The sequence below is a fragment of the Pseudomonas sp. BO3-4 genome, from assembly GCF_034044115.1.
Lineage (GTDB): Bacteria > Pseudomonadota > Gammaproteobacteria > Pseudomonadales > Pseudomonadaceae > Aquipseudomonas > Aquipseudomonas alloputida.
On sequence record NZ_CP139018.1, the window covers coordinates 333,116 to 351,886 of the forward strand.

The following is an 18,771-nucleotide window of genomic DNA, read 5'->3' on the forward strand; positions in this document are numbered from 1 at the left end:
GCTCTCGCTCAGCCACCAATGATCGCGCGGATATCCGCCGCCAGCTCACGCACCCGCGCTTCTTCGGTATCCCACGAGCACATGAAGCGCGCGCCACCGCTGCCGATAAAGGTATAGAAGCGCCAGCCCTTGCCCCGCAGCGCCTCGATGGCGTGCTCCGGCATCTGCAGGAATACCCCGTTCGCCTCCACCGGGAACATCAGCTCTACCCCCGGCAGGTCACTGACCAACGATGCCAGCAGCTGCGCGCAATGATTGGCGTGGTTGCCATGGCGTAACCAGGCGCCATCTTCCAGCAGCCCGACCCATGGCGCCGACAAGAAGCGCATTTTCGACGCCAGTTGCCCGGCCTGCTTGCAGCGATAATCGAAGTCTTCGGCCAGCTGGCGGTTGAAGAACAGAATCGCCTCGCCCACCGCCATACCGTTCTTGGTGCCGCCAAAGCACAGCACATCCACACCGGCCTTCCAGGTCAGTTCGGCCGGGCTGCAGCCCAGGAAAGCACAGGCGTTGGTAAAGCGTGCGCCGTCCATGTGCAGGTTCAGGCCCAGCTCCTTGCAGGTGGCGCTGATCGCCTTCAGCTCGTCGGGGCGGTACACCGTGCCGACTTCGGTGGCCTGGGTAATGGTCACCACGCGCGGCTTGGGGTAGTGGATATCCTGGCGTTTGAGCGCCACTTCACGAATAGACTGTGGCGTCAGCTTGCCGTTGACGCTGGCCGCTGTCAGCAGCTTGGAGCCGTTGGAGAAAAACTCCGGCGCACCGCATTCGTCGGTTTCGACGTGGGCGGTCTCGGAGCAGATCACGCTGTGATAGCTCTGGCACAGCGACGCCAGGGCCAGGGAGTTGGCCGCGGTGCCGTTGAAGGCGAAGAACACTTCGCAGTCGGTTTCGAACAGCTTGCGGAAGTACTCCGATGCACGCTCGGTCCACTGGTCGTCGCCGTAGGCGCGGTCGTGGCCGCGGTTGGCTTTTTCCATCGCCGCCCAGGCTTCGGGGCAGATGCCGGAATAGTTGTCGCTGGCGAATTGTTGGCTCTTGTCTGTCATGGCACGGTCCTGTGAACGACGCAGATCAGCACTCTAAACCATCGATTCAGCACTTGCCTATACAACCCGTGCAGCGATTTCTGTTCATTACTGTGCCGGCCTATTCGCGGGCACGCCCGCTCCCACAATGGTCCTGCAAACGCCAATCACTGTGGGAGCGGGCGCGCCCGCGAAGGGGCCCGCATGGGTGGCACAAAGAGAATGTCGTAAACGCGCCATTGCAAGGCGTGCGCAGGCATCTGACCCGGCCCCGCCAGTCATAACATCGCCACAAAGGGCCACAGTGCCCCACGACAAAAAACGATCGCTGCCGGGAGATACACAATGTTCAGCAAGCAAGACCAGATCCAGGGTTACGACGATGCACTGCTGGCGGCGATGAATGCCGAAGAACAGCGCCAGGAAGATCACATCGAGCTGATCGCCTCGGAGAACTACACCAGCAAGCGCGTCATGCAGGCCCAAGGCAGCGGCCTGACCAACAAGTACGCTGAAGGCTACCCTGGCAAGCGTTACTACGGTGGCTGCGAGCACGTAGACAAGGTAGAAGCCCTGGCCATCGAGCGCGCCAAGCAGCTGTTCGGTGCCGACTACGCAAACGTCCAGCCACACTCCGGCTCGTCGGCCAACGGCGCCGTCTACCTGGCCCTGCTGCAAGCCGGTGACACCATCCTGGGCATGAGCCTGGCCCACGGTGGCCACCTGACCCACGGCGCCAAAGTGTCGTCCTCGGGCAAGCTGTACAACGCTGTCCAGTACGGCATCGACACCAACACCGGCCTGATCGACTATGACGAAGTCGAGCGCCTGGCGGTCGAGCACAAGCCGAAAATGATCGTTGCCGGTTTCTCGGCCTACTCCAAGACCCTCGACTTCCCACGCTTCCGCGCCATCGCCGACAAAGTGGGCGCACTGCTGTTCGTCGACATGGCCCACGTTGCCGGCCTGGTTGCCGCTGGCCTGTACCCGAACCCGATCCCGTTCGCCGATGTGGTCACCACCACCACCCACAAGACCCTGCGCGGTCCGCGTGGCGGCCTGATCCTGGCCAAGTCGAACGAAGAGATCGAGAAAAAGCTGAACGCCGCTGTATTCCCGGGTGCCCAGGGTGGCCCGCTGATGCACGTGATCGCTGCCAAGGCGGTGTGCTTCAAGGAAGCGCTGGAGCCCGGATTCAAGGCCTACCAGCAGCAAGTGATCGAAAACGCCCAGGCCATGGCCCAGGTGTTCATCGACCGTGGCTACGATGTGGTTTCCGGTGGCACCGACAACCACCTGTTCCTGGTCAGCCTGATCCGTCAGGGCCTGACTGGCAAAGACGCCGACGCCGCCCTGGGTCGTGCGCATATCACCGTCAACAAGAACGCCGTGCCGAACGACCCGCAGTCGCCGTTCGTCACGTCGGGCCTGCGTATCGGCACCCCGGCCGTCACCACCCGCGGCTTCAAGGTCGCTCAGTGTGTGGCATTGGCTGGCTGGATTTGCGACATCCTCGACAACCTCGGTGACGCAGACGTCGAAGCCGATGTGGCGAAGAACGTCGCGGCCCTGTGCGCAGATTTCCCTGTCTACCGCTGAGTGGAGTCACACACCATGCAACGTTACTCGGGCTTCGGCCTTTTCAAGCACTCCCTCAGCCACCACGAAAACTGGCAGCGCATGTGGCGCACGCCAACCCCTAAAAAGGTTTACGACGTGGTCATCGTCGGCGGTGGCGGTCATGGCCTGGCCACGGCCTATTACCTGGCCAAAGAGCACGGCATCACCAACGTTGCCGTGATCGAGAAGGGCTACCTGGGCGGCGGCAACACCGCCCGTAACACCACCATCGTGCGTTCCAACTACCTGTGGGACGAGTCGGCGCACCTGTACGAGCACGCCATGAAGCTGTGGGAGGGCCTGTCCCAGGACCTGAACTACAACGTGATGTTCTCCCAGCGCGGCGTTTACAACCTGTGCCACACCCTGCAGGACATGCGTGACTCCGAGCGTCGGGTCAGCGCCAACCGCCTCAACGGCGTGGATGGCGAGCTGCTGAACACTGCCCAGGTTGCGGCCGAAATCCCGTACCTGGACTGCTCGAAGAACACCCGCTACCCGATCCTCGGCGCCACCGTACAGCGCCGTGGTGGCGTTGCCCGTCACGATGCCGTGGCCTGGGGCTTCGCCCGCGCTGCCGACGCCCTGGGCGTCGACCTGATCCAGCAAACCGAAGTGATCGGCTTCCGCAAGGAAAACGGCGCGGTCATCGGCGTGGAAACCAACAAAGGCTTCATCGGCGCCAAGCGCGTCGGCGTGGTCACCGCCGGTAACTCCGGGCACATGGCCAAGCTGGCCGGCTTCCGCCTGCCGCTGGAATCGCACCCGCTCCAAGCGCTGGTATCCGAGCCGATCAAGCCGATCATCGACAGCGTGATCATGTCCAACGCCGTGCACGGCTACATCAGCCAGTCCGACAAAGGCGACCTGGTGATCGGTGCCGGTATCGACGGCTGGGTCGGCTACGGCCAGCGCGGTTCGTACCCGGTGATCGAGCACACCCTGCAGGCCATCGTCGAGATGTTCCCCAACCTTTCGCGTGTTCGCATGAACCGCCAGTGGGGCGGCATCGTAGACACCTCGCCGGACGCCTGCCCGATCATCACCAAAACCCCGGTCAAGAACATGTTCTTCAACTGCGGTTGGGGTACTGGCGGCTTCAAGGCGACCCCCGGTTCGGGCAACGTCTTCGCCGCGAGCCTGGCCAAGGGCGAAATGCACCCACTGGCCGCGCCGTTCTCCATGGACCGTTTCTACAACGGCGCACTGATCGACGAACACGGCGCCGCCGCCGTCGCCCACTAACCGGAGACACCGTCATGTTGCATATTTTCTGTCCCCACTGCGGCGAGCTGCGCTCCGAAGAAGAGTTCCACGCCTCTGGCCAGGCACACATCGCCCGCCCGCTGGACCCTAACGCCTGCTCCGACGAGGAGTGGGGTACCTACATGTTCTACCGTGACAACCCACGCGGTATTCACCATGAACTGTGGGACCACGTTGCCGGCTGCCGCCAGTACTTCAACGTCACCCGTGACACCGTGACCTACGAAATTCTGGAAACCTACAAGATTGGCGAGAAGCCGCAAGTGACCGCCAATGGCAAAGCCGCCAGCGCCACGTCGACCGTCAAAGGCCAAGGGGAAAAAGTATGAGCCAGACCTATCGCCTCGCCAGCGGCGGCCGTATCGACCGCAGCAAGGTCCTGAACTTCACCTTCAACGGCAAGACCTACCAGGGTTATGCCGGTGACAGCCTGGCCGCCGCGTTGCTGGCCAACGGCGTCGACATTGTCGGCCGTAGCTTCAAGTACTCGCGCCCGCGCGGCATCATCGCCGCCGGTACCGAAGAGCCGAACGCCATCCTGCAGATCGGCTCCAGCGAAGCAACCCAGATCCCCAACGTGCGCGCTACCCAGCAGGCACTGTACGCGGGCCTTGTCGCCACCAGCACCAACGGCTGGCCGAACGTCAACAACGACGTCATGGGCATCCTCGGCAAGGTTGGCGGCAGCATGATGCCGCCGGGCTTCTACTACAAAACCTTCATGTACCCCAAATCGTTCTGGATGACTTACGAGAAGTACATCCGTAAAGCCGCCGGCCTGGGCCGTGCGCCGCTGCAGAACGACCCTGACAGCTACGACTACATGAACCGGCACTGCGACGTGCTGATCGTCGGCGCCGGCCCTGCTGGCCTGGCTGCCGCACTGGCCGCTGCGCGCAGCGGTGCCCGCGTGATCCTGGCTGACGAGCAGGAAGAGTTCGGCGGCAGCCTGCTCGACACCCGCGAAACCCTCGATGGCAAGCCTGCTGCCGAGTGGGTCAACGCCGTGGTCAAAGAGCTGGAAGGCCTGCCGGAAGTGACCCTGCTGCCACGTGCCACGGTCAACGGCTACCACGACCATAACTTCCTGACCATTCACGAGCGCCTCACCGACCACCTCGGCGACCGCGCCCCGATCGGCCAGGTTCGCCACCGCGTGCACCGCGTTCGCGCCAAGCGCGTGGTACTGGCTGCCGGCGCCCACGAGCGCCCGCTGGTGTACGGCAACAACGACGTGCCGGGCAACATGCTGGCCGGTGCTGTTTCCACCTATGTTCGCCGCTATGGCGTGGCCCCGGGTCGCAAGCTGGTACTGTCGACCAACAACGACCACGCCTATCGCGCCGCGCTGGACTGGCACGACGCGGGCCTGCAAGTGGTCGCCATCGCCGACGCCCGCCACAACCCACGTGGCTCGCTGGTTGAAGAAGCGCGTGCCAAAGGCATTCGCATCCTCACCTCCAGCGCCGTGGTCGAGGCCAAAGGCAGCAAGCACGTCACCGGCGCCCGTGTGGCGGCGATTGATGTGCAGGCACACAAAGTCACCAGCCCAGGCGAAGTCCTCGAGTGCGACCTGATCGCGTCCTCGGGCGGTTACAGCCCGATCGTGCACCTGGCTTCGCACTTGGGCGGTCGCCCGGTATGGCGTGACGATATCCTTGGCTTCGTGCCGGGCGATGCGCCGCAGAAGCGTGAGTGCGTCGGTGGTATCAACGGCGTGTATGCCTTGGGCGATGTGATTGCCGATGGCTTCGAAGGCGGCGTCCGCGCAGCCACCGAGGCCGGTTTCAAGGCCACTGTCGGCACCCTGCCAAAAACCGTGGCGCGCAAGGAAGAGGCCACCGTGGCACTGTTCCTGGTACCGCACGACAAAGGCACCAAGGGGCCGAAGCAGTTCGTCGACCAGCAGAACGACGTGACCGCAGCCGGTATCGAGCTGGCCACCCGTGAAGGCTTCGAGTCGGTCGAGCACGTCAAGCGCTACACCGCGCTGGGCTTCGGTACCGACCAGGGCAAACTGGGCAACATCAACGGCCTGGCCATCGCCGCCCGTTCGATCGGCATCACCATCCCGGAAATGGGTACCACCATGTTCCGCCCCAACTACACGCCGGTGACGTTCGGCGCGGTAGCGGGCCGTCACTGTGGTCACCTGTTCGAGCCCGTGCGCTTCACTGCCCTGCATGCCTGGCACGTGAAGAACGGCGCCGAGTTCGAAGACGTCGGCCAGTGGAAGCGCCCGTGGTACTTCCCGAAAGCCGGTGAAGACATCCATGCTGCCGTGACTCGCGAGTGCAAGGCCGTACGCGACAGCGTGGGCCTGCTGGACGCCTCGACCCTGGGCAAGATCGACATCCAGGGCCCGGACGCGCGCGAGTTCCTCAACCGCATCTACACCAACGCCTGGACCAAGCTCGACGTGGGCAAGGCCCGCTACGGCCTGATGTGCAAGGAAGACGGCATGGTCTTCGACGACGGCGTAACCGCCTGCGTCGGCGACAACCACTTCATCATGACCACCACCACCGGCGGCGCTGCCCGCGTGCTGCAGTGGATGGAGCTGTATCACCAGACCGAATGGCCAGAGCTGAAGGTGTACTTCACTTCGGTCACCGACCACTGGGCCACCATGACCCTGTCCGGCCCTAACAGCCGCAAGCTGCTGAGCGAGCTGACCGACATCGACATGGACAAGGAAGCCTTCCCGTTCATGACCTGGAAGGAAGGCAACGTCGGTGGCGTGCCGGCCCGTGTGTTCCGTATCTCGTTCACCGGCGAGCTGTCGTACGAAGTGAACGTGCAGGCCAACTACGCGATGGGCGTGCTGGAACAGATCATCGAGGCCGGCAAGAAGTACAACCTGACCCCGTACGGCACCGAGACCATGCACGTACTGCGTGCAGAGAAGGGCTTCATCATCGTGGGCCAGGACACCGATGGTTCGATGAACCCGGACGACCTGAACATGAGCTGGTGCGTTGGCCGCAACAAGCCGTTCTCGTGGATCGGCCTGCGTGGCATGAACCGCGAAGACTGCGTACGTGAGAACCGCAAGCAGCTGGTGGGCCTGAAACCGGTCGACCCGACCAAGTGGCTGCCGGAAGGCGCCCAACTGGTGTTCGACCCGAAACAGCCGATCCCGATGGACATGGTCGGCCACGTCACCTCCAGCTACGCGTCCAACTCCCTGGGCTACTCGTTCGCCATGGGTGTGGTCAAAGGCGGCCTCAAGCGCATGGGCGAGCGTGTCTACTCGCCGCAGGCGGATGGCAGCGTGATCGAGGCGGAAATCGTGTCTTCGGTGTTCTTCGATCCGAAGGGTGAGCGGCAGAACGTCTAAGGCCCCCGGTCCAACCGGTGCCAAGCGTGGAATGAGGTCTCTGTGGGAGCGGGCGTGCCCGCGAAGAGGGCGGTGAATTCAACATCGCATTCGCGGGCATGCCCGCTCCCACAGGATGGCCGTCTCCCGCAGGCATCGTGGTCGAATCCAGAATTCAAGGCAGGTAAGAAATGAGCGCTATCAACGTCTTCCAGCAAAACCCCGGCGCCGAGGCCAAAGCCCAGTCGCCACTGCACCATGCCGACCTGGCCAGCCTGGTAGGCAAAGGCCGCAAGAACGCAGGCGTGACCCTGCGTGAACGCAAGTTCCTCGGTCACCTCACCCTGCGTGGTGATGGCCACAACCCGGAATTCGCCGCTGGCGTGCACAAGGCCCTTGGCCTGGAGCTGCCCGTGGCGCTGACCGTGGTCGCCAACAAGGACATGTCGCTGCAATGGGTCGGCCCAGATGAGTGGCTGCTGATCGTACCCGGCGGCCAGGAGCTGGCAGCGGAGCAAAAGCTGCGCGCGGCCCTTGAAGGCCAGCACATTCAGGTCGTCAATGTCAGTGGCGGGCAAAGCCTGCTGGAACTGCGCGGCCCGAACGTGCGCGACGTGCTGATGAAGTCCACCAGCTATGATGTTCACCCGAACAACTTCCCGGTGGGCAAGGCCGTGGGCACCGTGTTCGCCAAGTCGCAACTGGTGATCCGCCGCACTGCAGAAGACACTTGGGAGTTGGTAATTCGCCGCAGCTTCGCCGATTACTGGTGGCTGTGGCTGCAGGACGCTTCTGCCGAATACGGCCTGAGCATCGAAGCCTAAGGAGCAAGAACATGAGTCGGGCACCGGATACCTGGATTCTCACCGCCGACTGCCCGAGCATGCTCGGCACCGTCGACGTGGTGACGCGTTACCTCTTCGAGCAGCGCTGCTACGTGACGGAGCACCACTCCTTCGATGACCGGCAGTCGGGACGCTTCTTCATTCGCGTCGAGTTCCGTCAGCCGGACGATTTTGACGAGGCGGGCTTCCGGGCCGGCCTCGCCGAGCGCAGCGAAGCGTTCGGCATGGCCTTCGAGCTGACCGCGCCCAACCACCGCCCCAAGGTGGTGATCATGGTGTCCAAGGCTGACCATTGCCTGAATGACCTGCTGTATCGTCAGCGTATTGGGCAACTGGGTATGGATGTGGTCGCGGTGGTGTCGAACCACCCGGACCTCGAACCCTTGGCGCATTGGCACAAGATTCCTTATTACCACTTCGCCCTCGACCCCAAGGACAAGCCTGGGCAAGAGCGCAAGGTACTGCAGGTAATTGAGGAGACTGGCGCCGAACTGGTCATTCTTGCCCGCTATATGCAGGTACTGTCGCCCGAGCTTTGCCGCCGTCTGGATGGTTGGGCGATCAATATTCACCACTCGCTGTTGCCGGGTTTCAAAGGCGCCAAGCCTTATCACCAGGCCTACAACAAGGGCGTGAAAATGGTCGGTGCCACGGCGCACTACATCAACAACGACCTGGATGAAGGGCCGATCATTGCCCAGGGTGTCGAGGTGGTGGATCACAGCCACTATCCCGAAGACCTGATTGCCAAAGGGCGGGATATCGAATGCCTGACACTGGCGCGGGCGGTGGGGTATCACATCGAGCGGCGGGTGTTCCTGAACGCCAACCGGACTGTCGTTCTGTAATAACCAGTACCGGCCTCTTCGCGGCTAAAGCCGCGCCTACAGGTACTGGCCCTTGGATGGGTGCGGTCCCTGTAGGCGCGGCGTTAGCCGCGAAGAGACCCGCACAAGCCGCCGCTCTGTTTGCCCAAATTCCCCAACGACACTCCTGCCGCTAAAAGGCATCTCTCTGTCGCTCCCAGTCAGTGCAGATCTCCCCATCCGGCCCACAATTCCCTCATTCCAGAAACACATGCCGCCCACGGATGGCGGCGCGTTCAACCACCGCTGCATAAATAAAAATCAAGCGAGGTAAGAGCATGTCTGGCAATCGTGGAGTGGTGTATCTCGGCGCTGGCAAGGTCGAAGTACAGAAGATCGACTACCCGAAAATGCAGGACCCGCGCGGCAAGAAAATCGAACACGGCGTCATCCTGAAGGTGGTCTCCACCAACATCTGCGGTTCTGACCAGCACATGGTCCGTGGCCGCACCACTGCCCAGGTCGGCCTGGTCCTGGGTCACGAAATCACCGGTGAAATCGTCGAGAAGGGCCGCGATGTCGAGCGCATGCAGATCGGCGACCTGGTATCGGTCCCGTTCAACGTCGCCTGCGGCCGCTGCCGTTCCTGCAAAGAGATGCACACCGGTGTCTGCCTCACCGTCAACCCGGCCCGCGCCGGCGGTGCTTACGGCTACGTCGACATGGGCGACTGGACCGGCGGCCAGGCCGAATACGTGCTGGTGCCGTACGCCGACTTCAACCTGCTGAAGCTGCCTGAGCGCGACAAGGCCATGGAAAAGATCCGTGACCTGACCTGCCTGTCCGACATCCTGCCCACCGGCTACCACGGTGCCGTAACCGCTGGCGTCGGCCCAGGCAGCACTGTCTACGTTGCCGGTGCCGGCCCGGTCGGCCTGGCCGCCGCTGCCTCGGCGCGCCTGCTGGGCGCCGCCTGCGTAATCGTCGGTGACCTCAACCCGGCCCGACTGGCACACGCCAAGTCGCAGGGCTTCGAAGTGGTCGACCTGTCCAAGGACACCCCGCTGCACGAGCAGATCGTCGACATCCTCGGCGAGCCGGAAGTGGACTGCGCTGTCGACGCCGTAGGCTTCGAGGCCCGTGGCCACGGCCATGAAGGTGCCAAGCACGAGGCCCCGGCCACCGTGTTGAACTCGCTGATGCAAGTGACCCGCGTGGCCGGCAACATCGGTATCCCGGGCCTGTATGTAACCGAAGACCCAGGCGCAGTGGATGCCGCTGCCAAGATCGGCGCGCTGAGCATCCGCTTTGGCCTGGGCTGGGCCAAGTCGCACAGCTTCCACACCGGCCAGACCCCGACCATGAAATACAACCGCCAGCTGATGCAGGCGATCATGTGGGACCGCATCAACATTGCTGAAGTGGTGGGTGTGCAGGTGATCAACCTGGATCAGGCGCCGGAAGGGTATGGCGAGTTTGATGCGGGTGTGCCTAAGAAGTTTGTGATTGACCCGCACAAGATGTGGGGCGCGGCTTGATCGCAGCCCATGATGCCCCTCGCTGAGAGGGGCGTTTTTTTTTGGGGCTGTGGGGCTAGCGGCGCACTGCCGATGCCCCACTGCTCACCCGAAACGTGCCTTTATCGTACGCAGTCAGGTCGGACGGATCTGCCGCCCTGCGGGCCAACCACTCACCTATCATTACCAGCCCCTCGCGACGTTTTTGCAGATTGTTGATAATAGCCGGGTCCGCTGCGAACGTTGGATCCCCGAGCGCGTTCGCCGCTTCGGCGGCATGCAAATTCCTGCTGGCCTCCAGATAGCTATCGAGGCTGGTACGAGTGACATGCACCGTTGCTGGTCCCTTGTGCGGATCAGCAACTACCTCAATAAGCTCGGTTGTGCGCAACGTTCGGCGCGTCGAGGTGACGGCCATGGTTTTGCTGTTGCGCTGTGTTCCCACAGTCTGGATGACGGTATTGCTTGCGGTTTCATAGTGTTCGACCTCATAACGCCGCACGATGGGCGACTTTTGCGTGGTGAAGATGTGTGCGGGTAGCTTAGGCTTAGGGATGAGTAGCTGCTGGCTAGCAGGTTGAACAAGCGCCACTACATGTCCGCTTGGGTCGATGCGGTTGATCGGATCCCCGCTGCAATAGGCATAAGCGTTTACGCCACCACCTTCAAAGGGGCTCCAGCTGTCAGGGGAACCAAACCGCCTCAAGGCTGGGTGGTAGGCCCGATAGCCGTTGCCCAGCAGGTAGCTGTTCGGCGCCGCAAGCAAAACCTCGCCATTGAAGCCCAGCTGCGTACGCGAGGAAGGCAATCCTGGATCGTGTCCATACGCCGAATAAGTGTGCTGCCCGTCTTCATCCGCTTGTTGTACCGACAGCACCGAGCCTTTGTCATCGGTGGCCAGCAAGCTGCAGGTGTGGGTGTCGATTGTGCTCAGCTCTGCCAGCGGTTGTTCTGCATTTCGCAAGATGGCGCGATGCTGGTCCCCGTGTTTCACAGTTACGAGCTTGTTGTCGTAATAGAAGAAAAGGGAACTGTTCGATGCTTTGCTCATGATTCAAATCCCTACCGTGCTGGATGAATGAAGGCGGCATGCAACCCATTCTGAATTGCCACAGGAATTTGGATACTGGCAGAAATAACAGTCTTAGATCGGTAGGTGAACCAAAACCCGGCGCACACGAAGTGCCCCATGCACAGCTGCCATGAAGGCGAAGCCTTGTGATTCATACCAAGGCAGCCTGTCAAAACCGGTCGCTGATTTCGCAGCGGTCGCCCCGATGTAAAAGCCTGAAAGTCTTAGCAAAATTCGCGCGCTGAGCATCCGCTTCGGCCTGAGCCGGAGCAAATTGCACAGCTCCCACACCGGCCAGATAGCGACCAAGCATTACAACCGCCAGCTGATGCAGGCGATCATGTGGGACCGCATCAACATTGCTGAATTGGTGGGGGTGCAGGTGATCAACCTGGATCAGGCGCCGGAAGGGTATGGCGAGTTTGATGCAGGTGTGCCGAAGAAATTCGTTATCGACCCGCACAAAATGTGGGGTGCGGCGTAATCAGCGTCGAGTAAAAAGAGCCCCTCGCATCGAGGGGCTTTTTGTCCATTCTGATAAGGCATCTCGGCCGGAGGTGCTTGTCATAAGCCTTTCATCGCTTTTGAAATCGAGCGCCGCCCGCACATACCTCATCAGTTCCGAAGCCTGGTGAGTGGCCCTGGAGCGAAGGGCCACTGCGCAGTCATTTTCATGCAGACAGTTAATTACTTCGATTGTGGCCGGCGCGTCTCATTGTTTGCGTCGGTTGCCCCGAATTGGTAGTTTCTGTCGTCATAAGGATCGTCATGTTTTTTGGGAGCGTAGAATATGTTTTCAGTATCGGTGTTCCCGCTCGTTGGGCGGTAAGTATCAGGTTTTGAATTTTGTATAGCTTCTTTGGCGTAGTAATGTTCGGAGAAAATGTATGCGTGATCTTTACTTTCTACGTATTTATTTATGCCGCGTGCCTTTCTCAAACCCCTGTCAAGCGTTTTTTGGAGGGTTTTTCTAGTGGCCTCAATTCTTGGGGCGACTGTTTTTCCTCCGTGTTCTCTTTTCTTGACTAATGCATTGAGTTTGTCGGTTTGCTCTTGCATTGATTTATTAATGATCTTTATGCTTGTCAGGCGCTGGTCCATTTTTGCTTGGTTACTACGAAACCACGTTCTAGGCTTGAAAATACCCCACATCCCCGTTTCGTCTTTCCGATTGACTGGGTCGTTCACACAATACGCGAAAGCATTGACCCCGCCTCGGGCGAATGGGCTTTCAGCATTGTCCGGTCCGATGAACCGTCTCATCTCGGTGCTAAAGCCACGGTGTCCTTGGCCCAGAAGATAAAGGTGCATGTTTTCCAATATGAACTCGCCGTTGAATCCCATCGCTGTGGATCCTGATGGCAGTTTGTCGTTGTATCCGAAGGGGGTATAGTTGTGATTGTTTTGCTTTCCGTCAGGCGTGCTCACGACAAGCACTGAGTCCATCTCATCCGTTGCGAGAAGCTGGGAGCTTTTTGCTTCTTTGCCAGCGGATTCAGCAAGAGGGAGCGTTCCAATCCGCAGGATTGAACGCTTCTGATCGTTTCCAATGACAGTGGTCAGTTTGTTGGTCTGGTAGAAATATTTAGGGGTATCAGGACTGTTTTTCACCGACGTGCTCCCGTTGTCTGCAGTTGGCCCCGGAAATGGATGGCGTGGGCACTACGATTATCTGGAGTGTCTTGAGCAATTGACTACTGGCAGAAATATCAGGTATGCGCCTGTTGGGGCCCGGAACAATCCCTCAGATTTCCAGTCAAACCCTTCGTTTTCCAGGCCATCCCGGCCGACGAGGTCCCTTCCGATGAAAGCACTCACCTTGGCAACCCTGATGACCCTGGCCGCCAGCCCGGTGTTCGCCTTCAACCTCAGCGACGCCGCCAATGCCGTGTCCGCCATGCAGAACCCGAAACAGCAAGGCCAGGTGCAGGCCCCCGAGGCGCAGGCCAATCTGCTCAACACCTTGGGCAGCGAATTGAAGATCACCCCCGAACAGGCCGTGGGCGGCGCAGGGGCGATGTTGGGGTTGGCGCGCAACAACCTGAGCAGTGAGGACTATGGCCAATTGACCAAGGCCGTGCCGGGTCTGGACCTGTTGTCCGGTGCCAATATGCTCGGTAGTTTGAGCGGGTTGGGCGATTTGCTAGGCAAGAACAGCGAAAGTCAGTCGGCATTGAGCAACGCGCTGGGCAACCACGTGGAGAGCCGTAATGACTTGGACAATGCGTTCAAGGCACTGGGTATGGACACCGGAATGATCGGCCAGTTTGCCCCGCTGATCCTGCAGTACCTCGGCCAGCAGGGCATCGCCGGGTCGTTGCTGCAGAACCTGGGTAGCCTGTGGACCACCCCAGCGCCAGTGAGCACGCCATCGGTTTGAGATTATCACAAGGCCAGACGTCATACATCGAAGGTCTTGAGCGTCACTTCCAGGGCTCTGATTCGATATTGTGCTTCAGTCAGCCAGTCTCGGAGTGATTCCACTTCTGTAAGGTATTGTTGGTCACTGATCCCTTGGCTTCTGGCAAAGGCTTTCGAAGAAGGTTCCAAAAGTTCGTCGTAGTCTTGCTTTTTTCGTGCTGCGCGTTTCGTAAGATTTTTTACATAGATGGCTAATGATCGTCTTTCTTTGAGAAGGCTGTTTTTGTGGGTGACCTGTTCCTTCGGGTACCTCTTGATCGTTATGTCTTTGTGAAAGGCAACAGTCTTCTTTTTCGCCAGATGGTGTGAGACCGAGTGCCTGGCGTTCAACAGAGGGGGCTCTATTACCTGCGCCGCAGGCTTTTTTGTCAGCGGTGCTGTTCGTTGAGGTTTCGGGTTAGACTTTTGCTCCCAAAATTTTTGTAAATTGGCGAATTCCCGCTGTTGCCCTGTATCATCACGGTAATTGATGGGGTCACAGGCACAGTATGCGTAGGCGTTATAGCCACCGTCGCTGAACGGGCTGAGATCATCGGGCTTGAGGAAGCGCATCAAGGCTGGACTATAGCTTCGGTATCCTCGCCCCAATGCATAGGTGCCAAGGAGCGGATCAAATAGTTCATCCTTGAAGCCTATTATCGTGGCTCTACCTGCTTGGCTGCCGATGTGCCCGTAAGGGCTGTAGACCAGGGCGGTGATTTTCACTTGAGAGCGGCTCGCAAGCGACATGCTGCTCAAGTCTTCGTCTTTGCGACACCGCGCACAACTAGCAGTATTATCAGGGGGCGCAACGTAACTGTGCTGATGTCAACCGGCTGCCTGCTTCGGCCTCTTCGCGGGTAAACCCGCTCCTACACAGGTAGAGCCTATCCTTGGGGATGTGGTAATCCGCGTAGCAGCGGGTTTACCCGCGAAGAGGCCAGTTCAGGCGGCAGAGGTCTCAGCCCATCTCCGCCCGCAGCTGCTCGATCCGCTGGTCCTTCGCCACCCACAGCTGGTTCACCCAAGCCTGCACCGCCTGACGAAACTCGGGATCATTCTCGTAATCCCCCGCCCACAACGCCGGGTCCAGCTCCCGCACCTGAATGTCGATAATCACCCGGCTGATGCTGCCATTGAGCAAGTCCCAGAACCCCGGCGCCTTGTTGCCGGGGTACACGATGGTCACATCCAGCAGGGCATCCAGCTGTTCGCCCAATGCCGCGAGCACAAACGCCACACCACCCGCCTTGGGCTTGAGCAGGTAGCGATACGGCGACTGCTGTTCCAGGCGCTTGGCTTCAGTAAACCGCGTGCCCTCCAGGTAATTGACCACGGTCACCGGCTGGCGCTTGAACAGCTCGCAGGCCGCCTTGGTGATTTCCAGGTCCTTGCCCTTGAGCTCCGGGTGCTTTTCCAGAAACGCCTTGCTGTAGCGCTTCATGAACGGGTAATCCAGCCCCCACCAGGCCAGGCCCAGCAACGGCACCCAGATCAGCTCCTTTTTCAGGAAGAACTTGAAGAACGGTGTACGGCGGTTGAGGCTTTCGATCAGCGCCGGGATGTCGACCCAGGTCTGGTGGTTGCTCACGGCCAGGTACGAGGTGTCCTTGCGCAGGTTTTCCACACCGCGGATGTCCCACTGGGTAGGGATGCACAGGGCGAAGATGGCTTTGTCGATTTCCGACCAGGTTTCGGCCACCCACATCACTGCCCACGAGGCATAGTCACGCCCACGGCCTGGCAGCACCAGCTTGAGCAGGGCGAAGACCAGCAGCGGGCAGATCAACACCACGGTGTTGAGCAGCAGCAGGGTGGTAGTGAGAATGCCGGTCAGCAGGCGACGCATAAAGAGACTCTTGTTGTGGGAGATAAACGGTTGGCAATGATAAGCAGGGCGGTGGCCTACGCCAAATGTCCAATGCCCGACGGCGGGGACAAATGTTTCACATTATGTTGGTTAGGCTCGTGACAGCGAACCTATCTGCCCAGTGCAGTCTAAGCATTGACCCTCTCAAGGAAGCCTGCTTGTGAAATCTCTTTTAGCCATGTTGTCGCTGTTGGCGCTGCCGGTGATGGCCGCCGAACCCACTATCTACGGCCGTTACGAGAATATTGCCCTGCCTGAACTGGGCGAAACCCTGAAAGCCAAGATGGACACTGGCGCCTTCACCGCGTCGCTGTCGGCCAAGGATATCGAGCTGTTCACCCGCGATGGGGACGAGTGGGTGCGCTTCCGCCTGGCGACCAAGGAATCGGACGGCAAGGTGTACGAGCACAAGGTCTCGCGCATCAGCAAGATCAAGGGCCGTGCCGATGAAGAGGACGAAGGGGATGCGCCAGAGATCTCCAAGCGCCCGGTGGTCGACCTGGAGTTGTGCCTGGGGGATGTGAAGCGCACCGTCGAGGTGAATCTGGTGGACCGCAGCAACTTCAACTACCCGCTGCTGGTGGGTTCCAAGGCGCTGCGCGAGTTCAAGGCGGCGGTCAACCCGGCGAAGAAGTTCACTGCTGGCAAGCCAGGCTGCTGATCTGAAGCGTGCGCCATACAATGTAGGAGCGGGCTTGCCCGCGAACACACATAATGGGGTGTCAGGCACCGGCTTCGCCGGTGTTCGCGGGCAAGCCCGCTCCTACACTGAAATGTGCCAACCTTCAAAACCGCAAGGCCGGACGCCATGCCTCATATCCTCATCGTCGAAGACGAAGCCGCCATCGCCGACACCCTGGTCTACGCCCTGCAGGCCGACGGTCACAGCACCGAGTGGGTAACCCTGGGCAGTGCCGCCCTCGACCAGCAGCGCCAGCGCCCGGCCGATCTGGTCATCCTCGACATCGGCCTGCCCGACATCAGTGGCTTCGAAACCTGTCGCCAGCTGCGTCGGTTCACCGAGGTGCCGGTGATGTTTCTCAGCGCGCGGGACGGTGAAATCGACCGCGTCGTGGGCCTGGAAATCGGTGCCGACGACTACGTGGTAAAACCATTCAGCCCTCGTGAAGTGGCAGCGCGCGTTCGGGCGATCCTCAAACGCATGGCCCCGAGGGCCGAGGTTGTCGGCGGAACCACCTTGTTCCAGCTCGACACCTTGCGCATGCAGATTACCTACCGCAGCCAGCCGCTCACGCTGACCCGGCATGAGTTCCGCTTGCTGCAAAGCCTGCTCGAACAACCGCAGCGGGTGTTCAGCCGCGAACAGCTGCTCGACGCTTTGGGCGTGGCCTCCGACGTGGGCTATGAGCGCACCATCGACAGCCATATCAAGAGCCTGCGCGCCAAACTGCGCCGGGTAGCGGGTGATGCCGAGCCGATCCAGACCCATCGCGGCCTCGGTTACAGCTATAGCCCGGAGCACGCCTGATGCGCTTGGGTATTCGCATCTTTCTGGTGTACTTCCTGTTCGTCGGTTTGGCCGGTTACTTCTTGCTCAATACTGTACGCGAACAGATTCGCCCGGTAGTGCGCCAATCCTCCGAAGAAACCTTGGTAGACACTGCCAACCTGCTGGCAGAAATCCTGCGTGATGACGTCAAGGCCGGCACCCTGAACCAGGGCCGCCTGCCTGAGGTGCTCGAGGCCTACGGCTCGCGCAGCCCGGGTGCACAGATCTGGGGGCTGGCCAAGAACCAGGTCAGCCACCGCATCTACGTCACTGACGCCAAGGGCATCGTGTTGCTGGACTCCAGTGGCGAGGCCCTGGGCAAGGATTACTCGCAGTGGAATGACGTGCTGCTGACCCTGCGAGGCCAGTATGGCGCCCGCTCCACCCGCAGCGACCCCAACGACGAAAGCACCTCGGTGATGCACGTTGGCGCGCCGATCATCGACAACGGCAAGATCATCGGGGTTGTCACCGTCGCCAAGCCCAATAGCTCATTGCAACCCTACATCGACCGCTCCGAGCGGCGCCTGCTCACCCTGGGGCTAGGGCTGATCGGCCTGGGCTTGCTGATCGGCGCGGCTCTGTCGTGGTGGCTTGCGCGCTCGCTGCGCAAGTTGGCAGGTTATGCGCAGGCGGTCAGCGAAGGGGAACGTGCGGAGCTTCCGCATTACAAGGGCGGCGAGCTGGCGAACCTGGCACAGGCAGTGGAACGCATGCGCACCCAGCTGGAAGGCAAGGCCTATGTCGAGCGCTACGTGCACACCCTGACTCACGAGCTGAAAAGCCCGCTGGCGGCCATCCGTGGTGCTTCCGAGCTGTTGCAGGGCGAGGATATGCCCGCTGATCAGCGGGCACGCTTTGCCGGCAATATCGAGCGCGAGAGCGAGCGGTTGCAACAGATGATCGAGCGGCTGCTCAACCTGGCCAGGGTCGAGCAGATGCAGGCGCTGGAGGACGAGCAGCAGGTGGCGCTGGCGGCGTTGGTCGATGAGTTGCTGCTGGCCCATGCGGCGCGTATCGAAGGCGCCCGTTTGCAGGTACGTCAGCGGGTGCCTGCCACTTTGCGCTTGCTCTGCGATCCGTTTCTGATGCGCCAGGCGTTGGCCAATCTGCTCGACAACGCACTGGACTTCACTCCGGAAGGTGGCACGCTGCTGTTCGACCTGGAGCGCGATGGCGAACGGGTGGCGTTGAGCTTGTTCAACCAGGGGCAAGCGATACCGGCCTACGCCATCGGGCGGGTCAGCGAGCGGTTCTACTCGCTGCCGCGGCCCGGGAGCGGGCGCAAGAGTACCGGGCTGGGGCTGAACTTCGTGGCCGAGGTGATGCAGCTGCATGGCGGAGCCTTGGCGGTGGACAACGTCGATGGCGGGGTGCGGGTGCGGTTGTGGCTGCCGGTGCGGCGCATCAGCTGAGACAGCCGGGGCTGCACAGCAGCCCCAAATACACGTAAATCACACACGCGCTCCACAAAGCCTCCACGCAAGGCGCAGACACTGCGCCCACTGCCACAGGAGG

16 protein-coding genes and 1 pseudogene are annotated in these 18,771 nt (G+C 60.8%); 12 read left to right on the top strand and 5 right to left on the bottom strand.

What is annotated here, in order from left to right:
* Positions 1-8: 8 nt before the first annotated feature.
* A complete protein-coding gene (locus REH59_RS01490) occupies positions 9-1,049 on the bottom strand; it encodes a low specificity L-threonine aldolase (protein ID WP_014860938.1) in 1,041 nt (346 codons plus the stop codon).
* A gap of 324 nt (positions 1,050-1,373) precedes the next feature.
* Here REH59_RS01490 and REH59_RS01495 point away from each other — a divergent pair, with 324 nt between their 5' ends.
* From REH59_RS01495 to fdhA, 7 genes are all read left to right on the top strand, one after another.
* Positions 1,374-2,627, top strand: coding sequence for a serine hydroxymethyltransferase (locus REH59_RS01495; RefSeq protein ID WP_003255681.1), 1,254 nt, complete (start codon positions 1,374-1,376; stop codon positions 2,625-2,627).
* A 15-nt stretch (positions 2,628-2,642) separates the two neighbouring features.
* Positions 2,643-3,893 (top strand): sarcosine oxidase subunit beta family protein, encoded by a 1,251-nt coding sequence (locus REH59_RS01500; protein WP_003255680.1) that lies wholly within the window; start codon positions 2,643-2,645, stop codon positions 3,891-3,893.
* A gap of 14 nt (positions 3,894-3,907) precedes the next feature.
* Positions 3,908-4,243: a sarcosine oxidase subunit delta gene (locus REH59_RS01505; RefSeq protein ID WP_003255679.1), complete on the top strand. Its 336-nt coding sequence runs from the start codon at positions 3,908-3,910 to the stop codon at positions 4,241-4,243.
* Positions 4,240-7,254 carry a sarcosine oxidase subunit alpha gene (locus tag REH59_RS01510; RefSeq protein ID WP_003255678.1) on the top strand — a complete coding sequence of 1,005 codons (3,015 nt, stop codon included), beginning with the start codon at positions 4,240-4,242 and terminating at the stop codon, positions 7,252-7,254. The genes REH59_RS01505 and REH59_RS01510 overlap by 4 nt, the downstream gene beginning before the upstream one ends.
* 170 nt (positions 7,255-7,424) lie before the next feature.
* A complete protein-coding gene (locus REH59_RS01515) occupies positions 7,425-8,057 on the top strand; it encodes a sarcosine oxidase subunit gamma (RefSeq protein WP_003255677.1) in 633 nt (210 codons plus the stop codon).
* An 11-nt stretch (positions 8,058-8,068) separates the two neighbouring features.
* Positions 8,069-8,926, top strand: coding sequence for a formyltetrahydrofolate deformylase (gene purU, locus REH59_RS01520; protein WP_003255675.1), 858 nt, complete (start codon positions 8,069-8,071; stop codon positions 8,924-8,926).
* Between the two features lie 296 nt (positions 8,927-9,222).
* Complete coding sequence (gene fdhA / locus REH59_RS01525) at positions 9,223-10,422, top strand: formaldehyde dehydrogenase, glutathione-independent (RefSeq protein ID WP_003255673.1); 1,200 nt, start codon at positions 9,223-9,225, stop codon at positions 10,420-10,422.
* A gap of 55 nt (positions 10,423-10,477) precedes the next feature.
* On the opposite strand, the gene REH59_RS01530 is transcribed toward fdhA, so the two are convergent.
* Positions 10,478-11,452, bottom strand: coding sequence for an RHS repeat-associated core domain-containing protein (locus REH59_RS01530; protein ID WP_320450381.1), 975 nt, complete (start codon positions 11,450-11,452; stop codon positions 10,478-10,480).
* A gap of 256 nt (positions 11,453-11,708) precedes the next feature.
* Here REH59_RS01530 and REH59_RS01535 point away from each other — a divergent pair.
* Positions 11,709-11,957 (top strand): annotated as a pseudogene (locus REH59_RS01535) (formaldehyde dehydrogenase, glutathione-independent); the annotation flags it as partial.
* Between the two features lie 203 nt (positions 11,958-12,160).
* On the opposite strand, the gene REH59_RS01540 reads toward REH59_RS01535, so the two are convergent.
* Complete coding sequence (locus REH59_RS01540; RefSeq protein WP_320450382.1) at positions 12,161-13,084, bottom strand: RHS repeat-associated core domain-containing protein; 924 nt, start codon at positions 13,082-13,084, stop codon at positions 12,161-12,163.
* A 193-nt stretch (positions 13,085-13,277) separates the two neighbouring features.
* Here REH59_RS01540 and REH59_RS01545 point away from each other — a divergent pair, with 193 nt between their 5' ends.
* Positions 13,278-13,853, top strand: a complete 576-nt coding sequence (locus REH59_RS01545; protein WP_014860933.1) for a DUF2780 domain-containing protein — start codon at positions 13,278-13,280, stop codon at positions 13,851-13,853.
* A 20-nt stretch (positions 13,854-13,873) separates the two neighbouring features.
* Here the strand turns inward: REH59_RS01545 and REH59_RS01550 are convergent, their stop codons facing one another.
* Both REH59_RS01550 and REH59_RS01555 read right to left on the bottom strand, forming a co-directional pair.
* Positions 13,874-14,623 (bottom strand): RHS repeat-associated core domain-containing protein, encoded by a 750-nt coding sequence (locus REH59_RS01550; protein WP_128573748.1) that lies wholly within the window; start codon positions 14,621-14,623, stop codon positions 13,874-13,876.
* A gap of 211 nt (positions 14,624-14,834) precedes the next feature.
* Positions 14,835-15,722: an acyltransferase gene (locus REH59_RS01555; protein ID WP_014860931.1), complete on the bottom strand. Its 888-nt coding sequence runs from the start codon at positions 15,720-15,722 to the stop codon at positions 14,835-14,837.
* A 181-nt stretch (positions 15,723-15,903) separates the two neighbouring features.
* Here REH59_RS01555 and REH59_RS01560 point away from each other — a divergent pair, with 181 nt between their 5' ends.
* From REH59_RS01560 to creC, 3 genes are all read left to right on the top strand, one after another.
* A complete protein-coding gene (locus REH59_RS01560; protein WP_014860930.1) occupies positions 15,904-16,404 on the top strand; it encodes an ATP-dependent zinc protease in 501 nt (166 codons plus the stop codon).
* A 147-nt stretch (positions 16,405-16,551) separates the two neighbouring features.
* Entirely contained in the window at positions 16,552-17,232 is a 681-nt protein-coding gene (creB, locus tag REH59_RS01565; RefSeq protein ID WP_014860929.1) for a two-component system response regulator CreB, read from the top strand.
* Positions 17,232-18,668, top strand: a complete 1,437-nt coding sequence (gene creC, locus REH59_RS01570; RefSeq protein WP_003255662.1) for a two-component system sensor histidine kinase CreC — start codon at positions 17,232-17,234, stop codon at positions 18,666-18,668. Before creB ends, creC begins: the two co-directional genes overlap by 1 nt.
* Positions 18,669-18,771 lie beyond the last annotated feature (103 nt).

Coding starts and splice junctions, on each gene's coding strand:
- REH59_RS01510 (WP_003255678.1), top strand. CDS start 4,240: ATGAGCCAGACCTATCGCCTCGCCAGCGGCGGCCGTATCGACCGCAGC.
- REH59_RS01500 (WP_003255680.1), top strand. CDS start 2,643: ATGCAACGTTACTCGGGCTTCGGCCTTTTCAAGCACTCCCTCAGCCAC.
- REH59_RS01505 (WP_003255679.1), top strand. CDS start 3,908: ATGTTGCATATTTTCTGTCCCCACTGCGGCGAGCTGCGCTCCGAAGAA.
- REH59_RS01490 (WP_014860938.1), bottom strand. CDS start 1,049: ATGACAGACAAGAGCCAACAATTCGCCAGCGACAACTATTCCGGCATC.
- REH59_RS01495 (WP_003255681.1), top strand. CDS start 1,374: ATGTTCAGCAAGCAAGACCAGATCCAGGGTTACGACGATGCACTGCTG.
- fdhA (WP_003255673.1), top strand. CDS start 9,223: ATGTCTGGCAATCGTGGAGTGGTGTATCTCGGCGCTGGCAAGGTCGAA.
- REH59_RS01545 (WP_014860933.1), top strand. CDS start 13,278: ATGAAAGCACTCACCTTGGCAACCCTGATGACCCTGGCCGCCAGCCCG.
- REH59_RS01515 (WP_003255677.1), top strand. CDS start 7,425: ATGAGCGCTATCAACGTCTTCCAGCAAAACCCCGGCGCCGAGGCCAAA.
- REH59_RS01530 (WP_320450381.1), bottom strand. CDS start 11,452: ATGAGCAAAGCATCGAACAGTTCCCTTTTCTTCTATTACGACAACAAG.
- purU (WP_003255675.1), top strand. CDS start 8,069: ATGAGTCGGGCACCGGATACCTGGATTCTCACCGCCGACTGCCCGAGC.
- REH59_RS01550 (WP_128573748.1), bottom strand. CDS start 14,623: ATGTCGCTTGCGAGCCGCTCTCAAGTGAAAATCACCGCCCTGGTCTAC.
- creC (WP_003255662.1), top strand. CDS start 17,232: ATGCGCTTGGGTATTCGCATCTTTCTGGTGTACTTCCTGTTCGTCGGT.
- REH59_RS01555 (WP_014860931.1), bottom strand. CDS start 15,722: ATGCGTCGCCTGCTGACCGGCATTCTCACTACCACCCTGCTGCTGCTC.
- creB (WP_014860929.1), top strand. CDS start 16,552: ATGCCTCATATCCTCATCGTCGAAGACGAAGCCGCCATCGCCGACACC.